Source organism: Dactylosporangium sp. CA-152071, assembly GCF_050936335.1.
Lineage (GTDB): Bacteria > Actinomycetota > Actinomycetes > Mycobacteriales > Micromonosporaceae > Dactylosporangium > Dactylosporangium maewongense.
The window spans coordinates 1,156,156-1,172,243 of the sequence record NZ_JBNJMZ010000002.1; the positions used below are offsets into that span (position 1 = coordinate 1,156,156).

General features: G+C 71.4%; 13 protein-coding genes. 1 reads left to right on the forward strand and 12 read right to left on the reverse strand.

Annotated elements, in window-relative coordinates; all coding sequences use genetic code 11:
- Nucleotides 1-32: 32 nt before the first annotated feature.
- The 8 genes from ACQEVZ_RS45460 to ACQEVZ_RS45495 form a co-directional block, all read right to left on the reverse strand.
- Nucleotides 33-1,250, reverse strand: coding sequence for an ABC transporter substrate-binding protein (locus tag ACQEVZ_RS45460; protein ID WP_433379876.1), 1,218 nt, complete (start codon nucleotides 1,248-1,250; stop codon nucleotides 33-35).
- Between the two features lie 44 nt (nucleotides 1,251-1,294).
- Nucleotides 1,295-2,014: an ABC transporter ATP-binding protein gene (locus ACQEVZ_RS45465; RefSeq protein WP_433379879.1), complete on the reverse strand. Its 720-nt coding sequence runs from the start codon at nucleotides 2,012-2,014 to the stop codon at nucleotides 1,295-1,297.
- Nucleotides 2,011-3,855 carry a branched-chain amino acid ABC transporter ATP-binding protein/permease gene (locus ACQEVZ_RS45470; RefSeq protein WP_433379882.1) on the reverse strand — a complete coding sequence of 615 codons (1,845 nt, stop codon included), beginning with the start codon at nucleotides 3,853-3,855 and terminating at the stop codon, nucleotides 2,011-2,013. The genes ACQEVZ_RS45465 and ACQEVZ_RS45470 overlap by 4 nt, the downstream gene beginning before the upstream one ends.
- Nucleotides 3,852-4,715 (reverse strand): branched-chain amino acid ABC transporter permease, encoded by an 864-nt coding sequence (locus tag ACQEVZ_RS45475; RefSeq protein ID WP_433379885.1) that lies wholly within the window; start codon nucleotides 4,713-4,715, stop codon nucleotides 3,852-3,854. Before ACQEVZ_RS45475 ends, ACQEVZ_RS45470 begins: the two co-directional genes overlap by 4 nt.
- Nucleotides 4,712-5,545 carry a coniferyl-alcohol dehydrogenase gene (locus tag ACQEVZ_RS45480; protein WP_433379888.1) on the reverse strand — a complete coding sequence of 278 codons (834 nt, stop codon included), beginning with the start codon at nucleotides 5,543-5,545 and terminating at the stop codon, nucleotides 4,712-4,714. Before ACQEVZ_RS45480 ends, ACQEVZ_RS45475 begins: the two co-directional genes overlap by 4 nt.
- Nucleotides 5,542-7,257 carry an FAD-binding protein gene (locus ACQEVZ_RS45485; RefSeq protein ID WP_433379891.1) on the reverse strand — a complete coding sequence of 572 codons (1,716 nt, stop codon included), beginning with the start codon at nucleotides 7,255-7,257 and terminating at the stop codon, nucleotides 5,542-5,544. Before ACQEVZ_RS45485 ends, ACQEVZ_RS45480 begins: the two co-directional genes overlap by 4 nt.
- Nucleotides 7,250-8,938: a bifunctional 3-(3-hydroxy-phenyl)propionate/3-hydroxycinnamic acid hydroxylase gene (locus ACQEVZ_RS45490; protein WP_433379894.1), complete on the reverse strand. Its 1,689-nt coding sequence runs from the start codon at nucleotides 8,936-8,938 to the stop codon at nucleotides 7,250-7,252. Before ACQEVZ_RS45490 ends, ACQEVZ_RS45485 begins: the two co-directional genes overlap by 8 nt.
- Before the next feature lie 179 nt (nucleotides 8,939-9,117).
- Nucleotides 9,118-10,056: a 3-carboxyethylcatechol 2,3-dioxygenase gene (locus ACQEVZ_RS45495; RefSeq protein WP_433379897.1), complete on the reverse strand. Its 939-nt coding sequence runs from the start codon at nucleotides 10,054-10,056 to the stop codon at nucleotides 9,118-9,120.
- A 181-nt stretch (nucleotides 10,057-10,237) separates the two neighbouring features.
- On the opposite strand from ACQEVZ_RS45495, the gene ACQEVZ_RS45500 reads away from it, so the two are divergent.
- Nucleotides 10,238-10,927, forward strand: coding sequence for an IclR family transcriptional regulator (locus ACQEVZ_RS45500; protein WP_433379900.1), 690 nt, complete (start codon nucleotides 10,238-10,240; stop codon nucleotides 10,925-10,927).
- Between the two features lie 61 nt (nucleotides 10,928-10,988).
- Here ACQEVZ_RS45500 and ACQEVZ_RS45505 read toward each other — a convergent pair whose 3' ends face one another.
- The 4 genes from ACQEVZ_RS45505 to ACQEVZ_RS45520 all read right to left on the reverse strand — a co-directional run bounded on the left by ACQEVZ_RS45505 (nucleotide 10,989) and on the right by ACQEVZ_RS45520 (nucleotide 15,985).
- Entirely contained in the window at nucleotides 10,989-12,593 is a 1,605-nt protein-coding gene (locus tag ACQEVZ_RS45505) for a diguanylate cyclase (protein WP_433379903.1), read from the reverse strand.
- A gap of 118 nt (nucleotides 12,594-12,711) precedes the next feature.
- The gene (locus tag ACQEVZ_RS45510; protein ID WP_433379906.1) at nucleotides 12,712-13,521 is read right to left on the reverse strand and encodes an SDR family NAD(P)-dependent oxidoreductase; all 810 of its coding nucleotides are present in this window, start codon (nucleotides 13,519-13,521) and stop codon (nucleotides 12,712-12,714) included.
- Nucleotides 13,518-14,351, reverse strand: coding sequence for an alpha/beta fold hydrolase (locus ACQEVZ_RS45515; RefSeq protein WP_433379909.1), 834 nt, complete (start codon nucleotides 14,349-14,351; stop codon nucleotides 13,518-13,520). Before ACQEVZ_RS45515 ends, ACQEVZ_RS45510 begins: the two co-directional genes overlap by 4 nt.
- Entirely contained in the window at nucleotides 14,348-15,985 is a 1,638-nt protein-coding gene (locus ACQEVZ_RS45520) for an FAD-dependent oxidoreductase (protein ID WP_433379912.1), read from the reverse strand. Before ACQEVZ_RS45520 ends, ACQEVZ_RS45515 begins: the two co-directional genes overlap by 4 nt.
- Between the last annotated feature and the right edge of the window lie 103 nt (nucleotides 15,986-16,088).

The window sequence follows — 16,088 nt, forward strand, 5'->3', positions numbered from 1 at the left end:
TTTCCGGGCTCTTCGACGGGGACGGAAAGAGGCTAGGAACCGACCTGGTACTGGCCGTTGACCTGGGCGGAGGACGGAATGAACGGGAAGTCGTCCGGCGTCGGCGTCGGCGTGTGCTTGTCCTTCGTGAACGTGTACTGCTTCTCGGTGAGCCAGTACCCGTCGGGGACCTTGAGGTTGTAGACGGCCTGGACCAGCGAGGTGGGCAGGTCCTTGAGCGCGCCGTCGCTCGACGCGGCGGCCGCGATGAGGCGCAGCTGGTCCCAGGCCAGGGACGGCGTCGACAGGCTGTTCTGGATCGGCTGGCCGCCGGAGTACCGGGTGAGGAAGTCCTTGAAGACCGGGGACTGCTGCGCCTCGGGCACGGCGACCTCGACCTTGAACACGAGGATCTCGAGGTTCTTGTTGGCCTCCGGGGAGCCGTACTTGAACGGACCGCCCGCGGTGAGCGACATGCCGCTGCCGGCGATCGTCGGGATGTTCACGGCGCCGGTCTGGACCCGCGCCTGCAGCAGCCGGGTCGCCGCGTCGCCGGTGGTGTCGATGTAGGCGAAGTCGGGGTTCGCGTCGAGCATCCGCCGGTAGGAGACGGACAGGTCGATGTCGGTCGGCACGAACTCGAAGTTCTTCACCTCGATGCCGCTGCCCTCCAGCTGGGTCTTGACCGCCTGGACGACGCCCTTGCCGTACTCGTCCTGGGAGACGAGCAGGCCGAGGCGCTTGGCGCCCTTGGACTCCAGGTGCTTGCGCAGCCCGGTCAGCTGGGCCGCGCTGTTGGGCACGCTCTGGAAGTGGTACGGGTACTTCTGCGGGTCGTTGAGCAACGGGCTGGCGCCGAAGGCCACAGACGTGATCTTGCTGCGGGTGAGCAGCGGCACCATGGCGAGCGCTTCGGCGCTGGTGCCGCTGGGGATCACGACGTCGGGCAGGTTGCTGCCGGAGAGCTCCTCCTGCAGGAGGCTGACGGCGCGGCGCGCGTCACCCTGGGAGTCCTTCACCTTGATGACCACGTTGCGGCCCTTGACGCCGCCGTTCTCGTTGATGGACTTGGCGGCCGCGTCGAGCGCCTTGGTGGTGGCCGCGACCGTCGTCGCGGCAGGGCCGGTGACACCACCGATGAACAGCACGTCGAAGTTCTCGGTGGCGCCCTTGTCGGCGGCGTCGTCGCCGCAGCCCGCGGTGAGCAGGACGAGCGCCGCACCGGCGGCGAGGAGCGAGCGGTATCTGCTGGACCTTCCGGATGACTGCATGACCTTGCCTCTTTCGGGGGGAATGGGGGCGGGGGTGTGGCCCGTCACAAGACGTCCTCGGCCATGTAGGCGCGCTGGATCGCCTCGCGAAGGCCCGTATCGGTGGCGTGACCGGAATGGACGGTGCGGCCGAGGTTGAGGACCACGACCCGGTCGGCCGCGGCGAGCGCGAACTCCACCGCCTGCTCGACCAGCAGGACGGCGAGCCCGCGCGTACGCAGGTCGCGGATGACGTCGAGAACCTGCCCGACGATCGCGGGTGCGAGGCCCGCGGACGGTTCGTCGAGCAGCAGGACCCGGGGGTCGGCGATCAGGGCCTGTGCGATGGCCAGCATCTGCTGCTGGCCGCCGCTGAGCTGCGCGGCCCGGAGCTTGCGCCGCTCGGCGAGCAGCGGGAACCGCTCGTACATCTCCCCCATGAGCTCGCGGCCGCGCGTGGTGCTGCTGGCCGCGTACGTGCCCAGGAGCAGGTTCTCCTCGACCGTGCGGGACCGGAAGATGCGCTTGCCCTCCTGGACGTAGGCGATGCCGGCCCGGGCCCGGCGGTAGGCCGGCATGGTGGCGAGGTCGGCGCCGTCGAGCATGGCGCGGCCCGACGTGATCCTGTTCAGCCCGGCGATGGCCCGCAGGGTCGTGGTCTTGCCGGCGCCGTTACGGCCCAGCAGCGCGGTGACACTTCCGGCGTCGACGCTGAGGGTGGCGTCGGTGACGACGCGCAGGTCGCCGTAGCCGCAGGCGATGGCCTGCACTTCCAACGTGCTCATGCCTGGCCCGCCTTCTCGCCGGCGGTGCGTTCGGCCGTCACCCGCGTGCCGGTGATCTCGCCGCCCGCACCCAGGTAGGTCCGCACGACCGTGGGGTCGGCGGCGATCTGCGCCGGTGTGCCGGTCGCGATGACCTGCCCCTCGGCCAGCACCACGATGCTGTCCGCGACCGCTTTGACGAGTGAGAAGTTGTGTTCGACGAGGACCACCGTGACGCCGGCGGCCCGCATCTTCGTCAGGACCCGCACCAGGCCCTGGATGTCCTCCTCGTCGAGCCCGGACGCGACCTCGTCCAGCAGCACGAGCGCGCTGCCGCCGGCGATCGCCCGGCCGAGCTCCAGCAGCCGGCGGGTGCCGAGCGCGAGCTCCGCGGCCGGCAGGTCGGCGTACCGGTCCAGCCCGAGCGCCCGCATGATCTCGCGGCTGCCGCGGCGCTCCTCGGCCAGCGCCTTCCAGTGCCGGGGCAGCCGCAGCGCGGTGGCGAGCAGGGACACCGGGTGGCTGCCGAGCCGGCCGGTGATGATGGTGTCGGCGACGGTCAGGCCCTGCGGGATCAGCGGGGTCTGAAACGTCCGGCCGACGCCGCGCCGGGCCACCCGGTGTGCGGGGAGGCCGGAGACGACCCGGTCCCCGAGCGTGACCGTGCCCGCGTCGGCGCTGTAGTACCCGGAGATCAGGTTCATGATCGTGGTCTTGCCGGATCCGTTGGGCCCGACGAGTGCCGTGATCTGGCCGGGGAGGGCGTCGAACGACACCCCGTCGACGGCGAGGTTGCCGCCGAACCGTTTGGTGACGCCCCGCACCGCCAGCGGCTGACCATCGACGGCGGGCAGGTCCACCGCCGTGCCGTCGGCCGCGTGCGGGTCGGCGGTCGCCGCCTCGCGGCGCCGGCGCACCTTGAGCCGGCCGACGAGCCTGGTGGTGACGCCGGCGAGCCCGTTGCGCAGCAGCAGCCCGCCGATGATGAGGAAGACGCCGTACGCGACGAGGGCGTACTTGTCGAAGACGGTCACCCGCAGCGGCCCGATCTGCATGATCGCCGCGCCGATGATCGCCCCGTACACGCTCGTCGGCCCGCCGAGGATGCCGGCGGCCAGGATGATGATCGACAGTTCGAGCCCGAAGGTCAGCGGCGACAGGTAGGCGTCGACGTAGGCGGCGAAGCAACCGGCGATCCCGGCGGGGACCGCGCCGATCGCATACGCGACGATCTTGGTGCCGTGCGGCGAGGTGCCGACGGCGGCGGCGAGGATCGGGCTCTGCTTGAGCACGAGCAGCGACGCGCCGTGCCGGGACACCGCGATGTTGCGGAAGATGACGAACCACAGCGCGGTGACGGCGATGACGACGACGTAGAACGCCGGACCGTCGAGGTCGATGCCGAAGACCGCCGGTGCCGGGATGCCGATCATCCCCTCGTAGCCGCCGAGGCGGTCGCCGAACGCGTTGACGATCGACGGGATGAGCAGGACCACGAAGAACGAGGTGATCGCGAGGGTCCGGCCGCCGAGGCGCAGCCCGGGCAGCCCGGTGACCACGCCCACGAGCACGGCGACGAGGACGGAGGCCGCCATCGCGACGAGCAGGTCGTTGATCACCGCCGTCGCCAGGTAGCCGGTCGCGTAGGCGCCGGCCGCGTAGATCGGGACCTGCGCCAGTGCCAGTTCGCCGGCGTACCCCAGAGTGAGGTTGAGCCCGCTGACGACCAGGGCGAGGATCGCCACGAGGGTGACGAGCCGCAGTGTCGCGCCGCTCGCGCCGAGCCAGGGCAGGGCGATGATCAGCCCGACCGCGACGGCCCACGCACCGGCCAGGGGGCGTACCGCAGTGCCCTGGGTCATACCGCTCTCACCTTCCGATCGCCGAAGAGTCCTTGCGGGAACGCCAGCAGCACGACCGCGAACACACCGAAGACGACGACGTCGCGGTAGAGCGGCCCGATGTAGCGGGCGCCGAACGCTTCGATGAGGCCGATGCCGAAGGCGGCGATCAGCACCCCGCGGTGGCTGCCGACCCCGCCGAGCACCAGCACGACGAAGCCCTTGACGGCCAGCACCAGCGCCAGCGAGGTCGCGGCGAAGGTCTTGGAGACCAGCAACGGTCCGAGCAGGCCGCCGGCGGCCGACGCCACCGCGAAGCCCCACATCGACAGTCCGCCGACGTTGATGCCGCGCAGCTGCGCCGCTTCGCGGTCGTCGGTCTGGGCCAGTGCCGCAAGGCCGACCCTGGTGCGGTGGGTGATCAGGTGCAGCCCGGCCGCGAGGACGATGGCGGCCGCGACGATGATCAGGTCGAGCGGCTGTGCCCGGCCGCCGAGCAGGACGACGGTCTGTTCCGGTCCGAAGAACGGCACGCGCAGCGCGTCGGTGCCGAAGGTGACGGCGATGACCCCGGTGATGACGGTGGCGACGCCGATCATGGTGACCAGTTCGGCACTGCCGGACGTGTTGCGCAGCGGCCGGATGGCGAACCGTTCCTCGACCAGCCCGACGGCGCCGGCGATGAGGAAGGCGATCAGGAACACCAGCACCGTCGGCAGGCCGCCGATGCTGTGCGCCCAGTACGCCACGAACATCCCGAGGACCATGAGGTTGGCGTGCGCGAAGTTGAGCACGCCGGAGGCCAGGAAGGTCACGTTGTAGCCGAGGGCGACCATCGCGTAGATCGCGCCCGTGGTCAGTCCAGCGATGATCTCGGTCAAGGTCGGTCTCCTGACGGTGCGGCGGTGCCGACGCTTCCTGTGCGGTGCGGCAGTTGCCCGGTGGCGACGCCGGCCAGGTATCCGCCGTCGGCCCAGATCACCTGCCCGCTGACGTAGCTGGCGTCGTCGCTGTTGAGGAACGCCAGGACGCTCGCCTGCTCCTCGGGCTCGGCGATCCGGCCCAGCGGCTTCGGGATGGCCTCGAGGAAGGCGTCGCCGCGGGCCGCCCGGGAGGCGTCGAGGATCGGGGTCGCGGTCAGCCCCGGCGCGACGCAGTTGATCCGGATGCCACCGGCGGCGAGCGCGACGGCGCGGGTCATCGTGTACCAGACGATCGCGTCCTTCGAGACGGCGTAGCCGGTGCCGATGTCGGCCGCGTGGTCCCGGCACCAGCGGGTGGCCTCGGCCCGGTCCCGCGTGGCGAGCAGCCCCGCGACCAGCTCGCGCCGCTCCAGGTAGTGCGAGGCGGCGATCGACGCGGTGCTCACCACCGCGGCGCCGGGCTCCATCCGCTCCAGCAGCGCCTCGGTCAGCTCCCTCGTGCCGACGAAGTTGACCCCGACGATCGTTGCCGGGTCGGCGGCGCCGGACAGACCGGCGACGTTGAACAGCGCGTCGACGGGGCCGTCGACCGCCTCGACCCCCGCGCCGATGGAGGCGGAGTCGGCGAGGTCGACGCGGACGAACCGGTCGACCGGCGCTGTCGTCGGGGTCCGGTCCAGGCCGGTCACCCGGGCGCCGCGCCGGTGCAGCAGATGGACGAGGCGCTCGCCGATGCCCGACGCGCAGCCGGTGACCACGACACTCCGTCCGGCGTATCCCCGGCTCATCCGGTCACCCCGTGCACCGCGATGTCGTTGGCCGCGACGTACGCGAACGTCATCGCCGGGCCGAGGGTGGCACCCGCTCCCGCATAGCTGCGGCCCATGATCGTCGCGGCGACGTTGCCGGTCGCGTACAGGCCGGGGATGGCCGCACCGCCGGTGTCCAGTGCGCGTGCGCGCTCGTCGGTCAGCACGCCGCCGTTGGTGCCCAGGTCGGACAGGATCAGGGCGAAGGCGTAGTAGGGGCCGGCGCCGAGGGGTCTGAGGTTGGGCACGGGCAAGGTGATGTCGCTGTAGTAGCGGTCGTACACGCTTTCCCCCCGGTGGAAGTCGTCGTCGCGGCCGGCCTCAGCGAGCGTGTTGTAGCGCTCGGTGGTGCGGCGGAGCCGGTCGGCCGGCACCCCCATCCGCTCGGCGAGCTCGTCGATGCTCCGGCCGGTCACCACCGAGCCCGACGCGAGCCAGGAGCGGGGCAGCTTCCGTCCGGTCGGGACCGGCGCGAAGGGGATTCTGGGCAGCGGCAGGTGCCCGAAGACGACGTAGCGCCGCCAGCACCAGTCGTCGGTGATGAGCCAGGACGGGATGTGCCGGACGCCGGCCGCCTCGCCGGCGATCATCGCGTGGCCGAAGTCCTCGTAGGGTGCGGCCTCGTTGATGTACCGGTCGCCCGCGCCGTTGACGATGAACTGGGCCGGCATCATCCGCTCGTTGAGGCTGAACTGCACCCGCCCGCCGCCCCAGGCCACCGCCGGGTACCACCAGGCGTTGTCCATGAGCGCGGTGTCCGCGCCGGCAGCCTGGGCGGCGACGATGCCGTCGCCGGTGTTGGCGGTGGCACCGAGGCTCAGGGTGGGGTCGGCGAACGGCTGGTGCGCGCGGCGCAGCGCCGGGTCGTGGTCGAACCCGCCGGATGCCAGGATGACGCCGCCCCGGGCCCGGACCCGCCGCACCGTCCCGCGGTGGCTGACCTCGGCGCCGACGACCCGGCCGGTCCCGTCGGTGATCAGCGACGTCATCGGTGCTTCCAGCCACAGGTCGAGCCGCTTCTCGCGGAACGCGAGCATCAGCCGGGCCATCAGGGCCTGGCCCATGGTCACGACCCGCTCGCCGGACAGCCGCGCGCGCACCATCCGCCAGAGCAGGCGGAGGAAGACCCGCTTGCCCTTCCAGGTCTGCCGCAGCCGGTAGAAGTCGACGAGCTCGTTGGGCCCGATCCAGAAGCCGCTCGGCGCGACGGCGTGCGGGGGCAGCAGAAGCGCGGCGTCCGCGCCGAGCCGACGCAGGTCGATCGGCGGGATGTTGATCACGCTGCCCTCGGTGGAGCCGCCGGGCGCCTCGGGGTAGTAGTCGGGGTAGCCGGGCTTCCACACGAACTGGAGGTGTTCGCTGGTGCCCTCCAGGAAGGTGAGCATGGCGGCGGCGTGCTCCAGGTAGGCCTGGAGCCGGGCCTCGCTCACCGTGCCCTCGGTGATGTGCCGCAGGTAGGTGAGGGCGTCGTCGCGGTCCAGGTGGACGCCGGCCCGGGTCTGCGCCGGCGCGCCCGGCACCCACAGCCCGCCGCCGGACAGTGCGCTGGAGCCGCCGAACCGGTCGGCCTTCTCGACCACCAGCGTCGACAGTCCACGTGCGTCGGCGGTGAGCGCCGCGGTCAGCCCGCCGGCACCCGAGCCGACGACCAGGACGTCGACCGTGTGGTCGTACCCGTTGCGATCAGCCATGATCGGTCACCTCCACCGTGGCACGGCGCGGCCCGCTGAGGACCAGCGCGTTCGCGAGCTTTCGCGACACCTCCGACGCCTCCTGCGCGATCGACGCGGCGGCCACGCAGCGGTCGGGGCGCAGGAACACCACCGACTCGGTGTGCGTGTCGAACCACGTCTTCAGGCGGCCGAGATCGCCGACGACGAGGACCTCCGGCGGGAAGGCGGTGCGGCCGAGCTGCTCCTTCGGCACGATCGCGACCAGCCGGGCACCGAGCCCGCGCCACATGTGCAGCGCCTCGTCGTCGAGGATCGCCGTCGGGTCGTTGTTCCAGCACAGCACGGCGAACCAGGCGCCGAGGGCGTCGTCGAGCAACACCGTGCCCTCGAGGGTCTCCACCTGCGGCTGGATGAAGAGCCGGCCGACCGGCGACTGCGGGCTCGCCGCCGGCACGATCGCGCCGCTCTCGTACCGTGGCATGGGTTTGAAGCGCATCTCGACGATGTAGCGCTTGAGCGACGGCAGCAGCGACGCGGCGCCGGCCACCCGGTCGCGCAGCCATGCCAGGGGGCGGCTGCGGATCGAGATGATGCGGCCGACCGTGGTCGACAGGTCGATCATCGCCTTGGCGTGTCCCCGGCGCTCCGCGTCATACGTGCCGAGCAGGTCCTCGCCGCAGTGCCCGGCCACGACCGCGGCCAGCTTCCAGCCGAGGTTCATCGCGTCGCGGATGCCGCTGTTGTACCCCTGCCCCTGCCAGACCGGCATGAGGTGCGCGGCGTCGCCGGCGATCAGGACGCGGCCCTTGCGGAAGGTGCCGGCGATGCGCGAGTGGTGCGTGTAGACGCGGTGCCGGATGATGTGGACCTCCGCCGGCCGGGGCACGAACGGTGCGAGGAGCCGGTGCAGGAACTCGGGGCGCTCGACCTGCTCGTCGGTCTCCTCGGCCATCACCATGAACTCGAAGCGGCGGATGCCGTGCGCGATCGAGATGGACGCGAACGGCCGGGCCGGATCGGCGCCCACGTAGCTGTTCGGCGAGCCCAGCGGGTCGTTCTCGATGTCGACGACGACCCAGCGGGTCGAGGAGGTCGTGCCCTCGAAGGTCGTGCCGAGCAGCTGCCTGGTGCTGCTGCGGCCGCCGTCGCAGCCGACGAGGTACCGCGCCCGCACCTCCCGGGCCTCGCCGCCGGTCCCCTGCAGCCGCACGGTCACCGCGTCGCCGCCGGCCTCGTACGACTCCATCCGCAGCTGCCAGGCGACCTCGACCGACGCGTGCCGCACCAGACCGGCGAGCAGCTCCGCGTCCACGAGCGGCTGGACGAAGCCGCTGCGCTTGGGCCAGCCGAAGTCCTGGCCGCTGGGTGCGATCTCGGCGAGCAGCCGGCCTTTGCCGTTGACGAAGCGGAGAATCTGGTTGGGGATGGTGTGCCGCTGGACCTGCGTGGCGAGCCCGATGGACTGGAACGTGCGCAGGGACTCGTCGTCGATCCCGACCCCGCGGGGGTAGTCGATCAGGGCGGCCCGCTCGTCGACGACGAGCACCTGGATGCCTCTCGCTCCGAGGATGTTCGCCAGGGTCAGCCCGACGGGGCCGGCGCCGACCACGACGACGTCGACGCGACCGCCGGCAGTGCCCAGCGGCTGCGAGACATCTGCGGGGTCGTGCGTCACGGAGGGGATCTCAACGTCGCGCATCTTCACCTCGTGTATCTATCGCACATGTTGTTGCGATAGTCGAACGTTAACGAGCGATTACGTCAGCGTCAAGAGATCACTTCGAGCCTGCCATCCGCAGGTCACGCGGCGTTTTGTACGCAGCGTCAGGCACCGCCCCGCGGCCGGACCACGGGGCGGTCCTCTTCGTCAGTCCGCGGTCAGCGGGGCAGCGCCGTGGTGGTGGCGAATCCGGCGAACCACTCGGGGATGGCGCGGTAGTACGTGGAGCGGACCGCATAGGGACCCTGCGCGGCCAGCGCCGCGTAGGCGGCGATCCAGGTGCGCACCTCGTGCGCCGAGTGGCCGCCCTGCTCGACGAACCAGTCGTTGTCGCGACCGTCGAGGGCACCGAAGTCGCCGTCAGCGAGGACGTCCAGGACGAACCCGTCCCACGCCGGGTTGAGCGGGCGGTAGGGGCCACGACCCTCCGCGAAGTCGCGGGCCGCCGCGATGGTCCGGCCCTCGCGCTGGGCCCGCTGCTCCCGGGTGGGGTTGCGTCCGCGCTTCAACCGCTCGACCACCTCAGGCGGCGCCTCCGCCAGCCGGGGCACCGGCGGATCGTGCGACAGCCCACCCGAGCCCACGACGAGGACGCGGCGGTCGAGGTCCCGTGCGGCCTCCCCCACCGCGGCACCCAGCAGCCGGGCCCGCACGGCAGGCCCGAGCGGCTCCGCGACGCAGTTGATGAAGATCGGGACCACCGGGACGACGGTCAGGGATGCGAAGAGGAAGGTCAGCGGCTGCACGAGCCCGTGGTCGACCTGCATGTCCTCGGAGACGGCGACGTCGACGCCGGCGTCGAGCACGGCGGTGGCGATGGCGTAAGCGGCGTCGCGGTCGACATCGAGCGGGCCCGACGGCAGCCCGTAGTCACCCACCGAGCTCGCCGCCGCCCCGACGCAGAACGACGGCATCATGTCGTAGAGGAAGCCGTTGTAGTGGTCGGGAGCGAAGACGACCACCAGGTCCGGGGCGAAGCCGGCGACGAACGCGCGGGCCTCGGCGAGCACCCCGTCGACCTCGGCCCGCACCTGCGGATCCGGGTCGTGGAGGCCGATCAGCGGCGAGTGGGATGTCGTACACAGCGCGAGTGGCATGGCGGGTCCCCTCTCGACCCGAGATGGGTCGGGGTGTATCGTTATTTACATCAGCCTGCTCGTTATTTGTACGAAGGTTACGCACGGCCGGTAGAGCCGGTCAACGGCAGACACCTCCCGTGGGAAGCTGTGGGTCCGCCCGCCAGCGTCCGGCGGACCGGCTCGATCAAGGGGATGTGGCATGACGGAACAGTCGACGGGGCGCACCCAGGTGGGCAGCCAGACCCTCGCCCGCGGGCTGCGTGCGTTGCTCTCGGTGGTCGAGTCGCCCAACGGCGTGACCATCCAGCAGCTCGCCACGGAGCTGGGCGTCCACCGCTCGATCGCCTACCGGCTCCTGCAGACCCTCGCCGACTTCGGCTTCGTCAGCCAGAGCGCCGACAGCTTCTACCGGGCCGGTCCCCGCCTCGCCACCCTCGCCGACGCATACCTGCCCACCCTGCGGGAGCTCGCGATCCCGGTCATGCGGGAGGTGGCCGACGAGCTCGGCTGCACCGTGTCCCTCTTCGTCGCCAACGGCGCGGAAGCGGTGTCGATCGAGCTGGTCGAGCCGACGACCACGTCGCACCACATCGCCTTCAAGGCCGGGATGCGCACCCCCATCAACCGCGGCGCGGCCGGCTACGCGCTGCTGGCCGCCGGGCCGCAGGTGGCCGGCGAGCCGGCCGAGGTTGCGCTGGCCCGCGAGCGCGGCTACGCCACCAGCGTCGGCGAGATCGAGATCGGCTGCTACGGCGTCGCGGCGCCAATCCCGAACTGCAGCCCGCGCGCCTGCCTCAATCTCATCACCTACCGCGAGGACCAGGCCAAGGCCGCCGAGGCGTCCATCCTCAACGCCGCCAGGCAGGTCGGCGAGGCGCTGCCCGCATAGCGCCCGGCGGCATCGGAGGACACATCTCCCGGTTCCAGCCGCCGGGACGGGTCGCGCACGGCTACACCGGGCTGCTCCTCACGCCCTCGGGCACAAACCGTTCCACGTCGCGCGGCAGCGCGCCCGCCAGGTGGAAGCCGTTCTTACCGCCGCGCTTCGCCACGTACATCGCCTGGTCGGCCCGTTGGAGGAGCTCATCGGAGCTGCACGTGCCGCCGCGGTCAGTAGCGACGCCGATGCTCGCCCCGACGCCAGTCCAGACACCTGAGGCCACCTGGATCGGCTGCGCCACCGCGTCACGGACCCGGGTGGCCAGCGCCACCAGGGCGTCGGACGTCAACGCCCAGTCCAGGACCAGGGCGAACTCGTCACCACCGAGACGCGCGACGCCGTCCTCCTCCCGGGCGCACGCCCGCAACCGGGCTCCCACCTCGCGCAGCACGGCGTCTCCTGCTGCATGGCCATGCTGGTCGTTGACCGGCTTGAAATCGTCGAGATCGATGAGGACCACCGCCACGCATCGGCCGGAGTCGCGCTCGGCCTGCAGTGCCGCGTCCAGCGTGCGCATGAACATGGGACGGTTGTCGAGACCGGTGAGGGTGTCGGAGTACGCCATGTTGTGCAGCGCCCGCGTCAGGGCTTCACGCTCGGCCAGGCTGCGCTCCAGTGCGGACAGCAGCCGGGCGTTGTCGGCGAACGAGGTTAGCTGCCGCACGATGACCAGCGCCGTCACGAGCGCCGCCGCGCCGACCACCACCCATGTCCGTACGCCGATGCCGTCCCGGACCAACGAGAAGGACAGCAGAACAAAGACGAACGCCACGGCCAGGTACGGCAAGCGGCTGAAGGGCCGTCTCCGTCTGGAGGCACCACCGGGCGACGACACGGATCGTTGCTGCGCCAACGCCACCGCTGTCAGCCCAACGTTCGTCGCGAGAAATATCGCAAGGTAGATCCCGGACCGCCCGGAGGCGACGAGCTGGTCGTGCAGCGTTCCAGAGACACCGCCGAGCAGCGCGGCTGTCGCGGCGAAGACGGTGGCGGAGCGACTGAGCGGGCCCGTTCCGGATACCGCCAGCTTCACCACCGCGAGCGTCACGACCATCATCAGCACCTGACTGACCACGACCCGGAACACGGTATCGACCGTATGGTCGGCGGCGGTGGCACCAATTGCCGAATACGCCCCGCCCGCGCCGACGGCCACCATGACGGTGGCCACGTCGAGCCAGAACATGCCGTGCTGGGCCCTGCTCTCCCGCGCGACCGGAAACATCAACAGGCCCAGCGCCAGCATCAGCATGCCGACGAACGCGGCGGCCTGGGCGATGCCGTGCTCGCCCAGTCCCTGCTCCGGTCGGTCCAGCACGGTCACGAGATGGACGGCGTACCCGAGGGTGCACAGGCCACCGGCGAGCCTGCTCACCTTCCAGAACAGCCTGCGCGGGTCACCGGCAGGGAGGGCGGTCACCACGCGGTGCGAGATGACCGTGAACAGGGTCAGGTTACCGACGATGATGCACCAGCTGACGGTCGCCGCTGCGGCAAGACTGAACACCTCAGCCGCATCGCAGGCTACAACCGCACCTTCAGCGCAGACCAGGCCGGCGATGAGCAGCCGCCCCAGGCCCGACGGGCGGCCCGCCGAAGCTTGTCCGAGGCGCATGCCGGCCACATCGGCAAGCGCTACACGGACTTGAGCGGCGCTGGAAGTCCGGCGAAGAAGGGCACGACGGCGTCATACCTGACCGCGACCCGATCGAACGGCGGCCACGCTGGCCCCTTCACGAAGCTCCCTCCGCGGCCGGCGGTTCCAGCGGCCAGATGTTGGTGAGGCCACCGTCGACCACCAGGTCGTGGCCGGTCACGTGGCCGGCCAGCCGGGACGAGAGGAACAGCACGGCGGCCGCGATGTCGTGCGGTCGGGCAAGCTTGCGCAGCGGTGTCCGCGCGGCGTTCGCGCGGTTCGCGCTCTCGAACCGCGGGTCGGCCGCCATCCGCGGGGTGAGCGTCGCTCCGGGTGACACCGCATTGACCCGGATTCCGTACGGTCCGAGTTCGACGGCGGCCGTGCGGACCATCGACAGCAGTGCGGACTTCGCCATCCCGTACAGGCCGTGGCCCGGGGCGCTGGTGAACGCGGACACGGACGCGATGTAGGTCAGTGATCCTCCGCCGGCCCGCCGCAGATACGGCACCGAGGTCCGCAGGACTCGCACGGCCTGCGCGGCGACCACGTCGCTCTGCCATCGCCAGTCGTCGTCACCGGCGTCGGTCAGCGGCCTCCACCGCACGAGGCCCACGACGTCGGTGACCCCGTCGACACGGCCGAACCGTCGCTCGGCGTCTGCCAGGACCTGGGCGAAGGCGTCGGGCGCGGTGATGTCGCAGACCGCGGCGGCGCCGCCGACCTCCTCGGCGACCGCGGTCGCCTGGGCCTCGTCCACGTCGACGCAGACGACGGCGGCGCCGGCGGTCGCGAGTGCCACGGCGGTCTCCCGGCCTATGCCCGGCCCGACGCCGACGACGACGTGGACCTGACCGTTGAGCCGGATGAGGTCGGTGTAGTCGTCTGAACGCAGCTGCCCACTCATCCGCAACCGCCGCCGCTCGGGTCGGCCAGGAAGTCCAGGATCTGGCGGTTCACCTCGGCCGGCTGCTCGATCTGGGGGCAGTGACCCGCGTCGTCGATGACGGTGCTGCGCCCGTCGCGCACCTGGCCGGCAAGGCGCCTGGCCCAACCGGGTGGCTTGAGCTTGTCGGCGCCGCCCTCGACGAACAGGACCGGGACGGTGATGCGGCCGTAGTCCGGCTCCGCACGTCCCCCGCTCGCAACGGCGGCGTCCGGGCGCCGGAACCTGGCGGCTGCGATGGTCTCCCAGGCGCCGGGCGCCGTGCTGGACTCGAACCGCCGCCGGACGTAGTCGTCGTCGGCCGGGTAGGACGGGTCATGGAAGAGGGCCGCGACCAGGCGGCGCATGGCGGGGAAGGTGGCGTCGTAGTCGTACAGCGCGTCCACGTGCTCGTTGCTGAGGATCTCTCCCCCACCGCAGATCGCGACGATGCCCCGGATCGGCAGGAGCGGGACGTCGGAGGTGGCGTCGACCAGCAGGTTCACCGCACCCATGGAGTTGCCGATGAACGTAGCGGACTCGATGCCGAGCGCGTCACAGAACCGTGCGACATGCCGGATCCGCATCCGTCTGCCGTGCACGAAGTCGATCACCTTGGCGGTCCGGCCGTAGCCGAGCTGGTCCGGCGCCACCACCCGGTAGCGCTCGGCGAGCGCCGCAATGGTGTGCTCCCACGCGAGTTCGGCATCGGCGCCGAACTCTCCGCCGTGGAGGAGCACCACCGGCTCACCCTCGCCGGCCTCCACGAAGCCGGTGGTGAGCCCGTCCACGACAATCGTCCCGCGTCTCATGCCATCGGCGCTTTCGAACCGGTGACGGCGTGGTGCGCGGCGCGGTGCCCCCAGGTGAGGGCCGGTCCGATGGTGCCGCCGGCGCCGCCGTAGGCCATGCCGGTGGTCCCGGCCATCGCGTTGCCGGCGGCGTACAGGCCGCCGATCGGCTGGCCGTCTAGGTTGAGGACCTGGCCGTTGTCGTCGGTGCGCGGCCCGCCTTTCGTCCCCATGCAGCCGATGTCGACGCGCACGGCGTAGTACGGTGCCGTGTCGACCGGGCCGAGTGTCCGCGCGGCGACGGTCGGGGCGGTGGTGTCGCCCCAGTGCCCGTCGTAGGCGCTCTGCCCGCGCCCGAAGCGGGGGTCCCGCAGGTGCTCGACGTCGCGGTTCCACGACGCGACGGTCGCGTCCAGGGCTGGTCCGTCGATGCCGACGGCGCCGGCGAGCTCCGCGAGGGTCGCGGAGCGGTGGAACCAGTCGGGTACAGGATCCTCGGCGGTGACGCCGAGAAATCCGTAGCGCGCCAGATGCGTGTGGTCGAAGACGATCCAGGCCGGCAGGTTCGGGTATTCGAACCGGGCCGGATCGAACTGATGGAACGCGCCGCCGAGACTGTGATAGTCGCTGGCCTCGTTGGCGAACCGGCGACCGTGCCGGTTGACCATGATGGTGCGCGGGCGGGTGCGCTCCAGCCTGACGCTCCGGTGGCGTTGCTGGCCGCCGAACGTGTCGCCGGGAATCCGCACGATCGGCACCCACCACGCCTCGGCCATGGTACCCAGGGCGGCGCCGGCCTTCATCGCCATCCGCAGGCCGTCGCCGGTGTTGTTCGGCGGTGAGGTCGGGCCGTTCATCGGACCCCGCAGGAACGCCTTCACCAGGGTGCGGTCCCATTCGAACCCGCCGGTGGCGATGACCACGCCGCGCCGGGCGTGGACGACCCGGCGGCCGTGCGGCCCTTCGACGACGACTCCGGTCACGGTGTTGTCCCGCACCACCAGGTCGACCGCCCGCGTGGAGGTCAGCGGCTCGACGCCGAGGTCCAGCAGTCCGCGCAGCAACGCGGCCACCAACGCGGCACCGGCTACCCTCACGTCACTGCCGTCGGCGGCCACGCCGTCGCTCGCCGTGGCCCGGTCGCCCCAGATCCGCGCCCGCGTCTCCGCATCGAAGCCGACGTTGCTGTAGTCATTGGGGAATGCGGTCAGCCGATCAGCCCACTCGCCGAGGCCGGCGGCGTCGAAAGGCGCGGGGCTCAACGACCGGCCGCCTTCCGGCTTGCCGCCCGGCAGTTCGGGTTTGTAGTCGGGGAACCCGGCGGTGACGGACAGCCGCAGCGGCGTGTGCTGCTCCAGAAACCCGACGGCGGCCGGGGCGGACCGCACGAAGACCTCCGCGAGCTGCTCGTCGATCGTGCCGTTGGACAGTGCGCCCAGATAGGCCAGCGCGTCCTCGGCAGGCAGCGACGCAGGTGCGTCGGGGCGCTCGTGGGCGGGGACCCAGACGACGCCGCCGGAGACGGCGGTGGTCCCGCCGACGGTCGGCGTTTTGTCGAACAGGCCGACAGACGCGCCCAGCGCGGCGGCCGTGACCGCTGCGGACAGGCCGCCCGCGCCGGTGCCCAGCACTACCACATCGTAGGTGTCGGTCATATGGGGGTTGCTCCGTTCCTGCGACCCGGATCAGAGGGTGTGCAAATACTGTTCCGCGCGGCGCTATATCTACACACCCTCAACGCATGCAACCGTGTTGTCA

Coding starts and splice junctions, on each gene's coding strand:
- ACQEVZ_RS45460 (WP_433379876.1), bottom strand. CDS start 1,250: ATGCAGTCATCCGGAAGGTCCAGCAGATACCGCTCGCTCCTCGCCGCC.
- ACQEVZ_RS45465 (WP_433379879.1), bottom strand. CDS start 2,014: ATGAGCACGTTGGAAGTGCAGGCCATCGCCTGCGGCTACGGCGACCTG.
- ACQEVZ_RS45470 (WP_433379882.1), bottom strand. CDS start 3,855: ATGACCCAGGGCACTGCGGTACGCCCCCTGGCCGGTGCGTGGGCCGTC.
- ACQEVZ_RS45480 (WP_433379888.1), bottom strand. CDS start 5,545: ATGAGCCGGGGATACGCCGGACGGAGTGTCGTGGTCACCGGCTGCGCG.
- ACQEVZ_RS45485 (WP_433379891.1), bottom strand. CDS start 7,257: ATGGCTGATCGCAACGGGTACGACCACACGGTCGACGTCCTGGTCGTC.
- ACQEVZ_RS45490 (WP_433379894.1), bottom strand. CDS start 8,938: ATGCGCGACGTTGAGATCCCCTCCGTGACGCACGACCCCGCAGATGTC.
- ACQEVZ_RS45495 (WP_433379897.1), bottom strand. CDS start 10,056: ATGCCACTCGCGCTGTGTACGACATCCCACTCGCCGCTGATCGGCCTC.
- ACQEVZ_RS45500 (WP_433379900.1), top strand. CDS start 10,238: ATGACGGAACAGTCGACGGGGCGCACCCAGGTGGGCAGCCAGACCCTC.
- ACQEVZ_RS45505 (WP_433379903.1), bottom strand. CDS start 12,593: ATGCGCCTCGGACAAGCTTCGGCGGGCCGCCCGTCGGGCCTGGGGCGG.
- ACQEVZ_RS45510 (WP_433379906.1), bottom strand. CDS start 13,521: ATGAGTGGGCAGCTGCGTTCAGACGACTACACCGACCTCATCCGGCTC.
- ACQEVZ_RS45515 (WP_433379909.1), bottom strand. CDS start 14,351: ATGAGACGCGGGACGATTGTCGTGGACGGGCTCACCACCGGCTTCGTG.
- ACQEVZ_RS45520 (WP_433379912.1), bottom strand. CDS start 15,985: ATGACCGACACCTACGATGTGGTAGTGCTGGGCACCGGCGCGGGCGGC.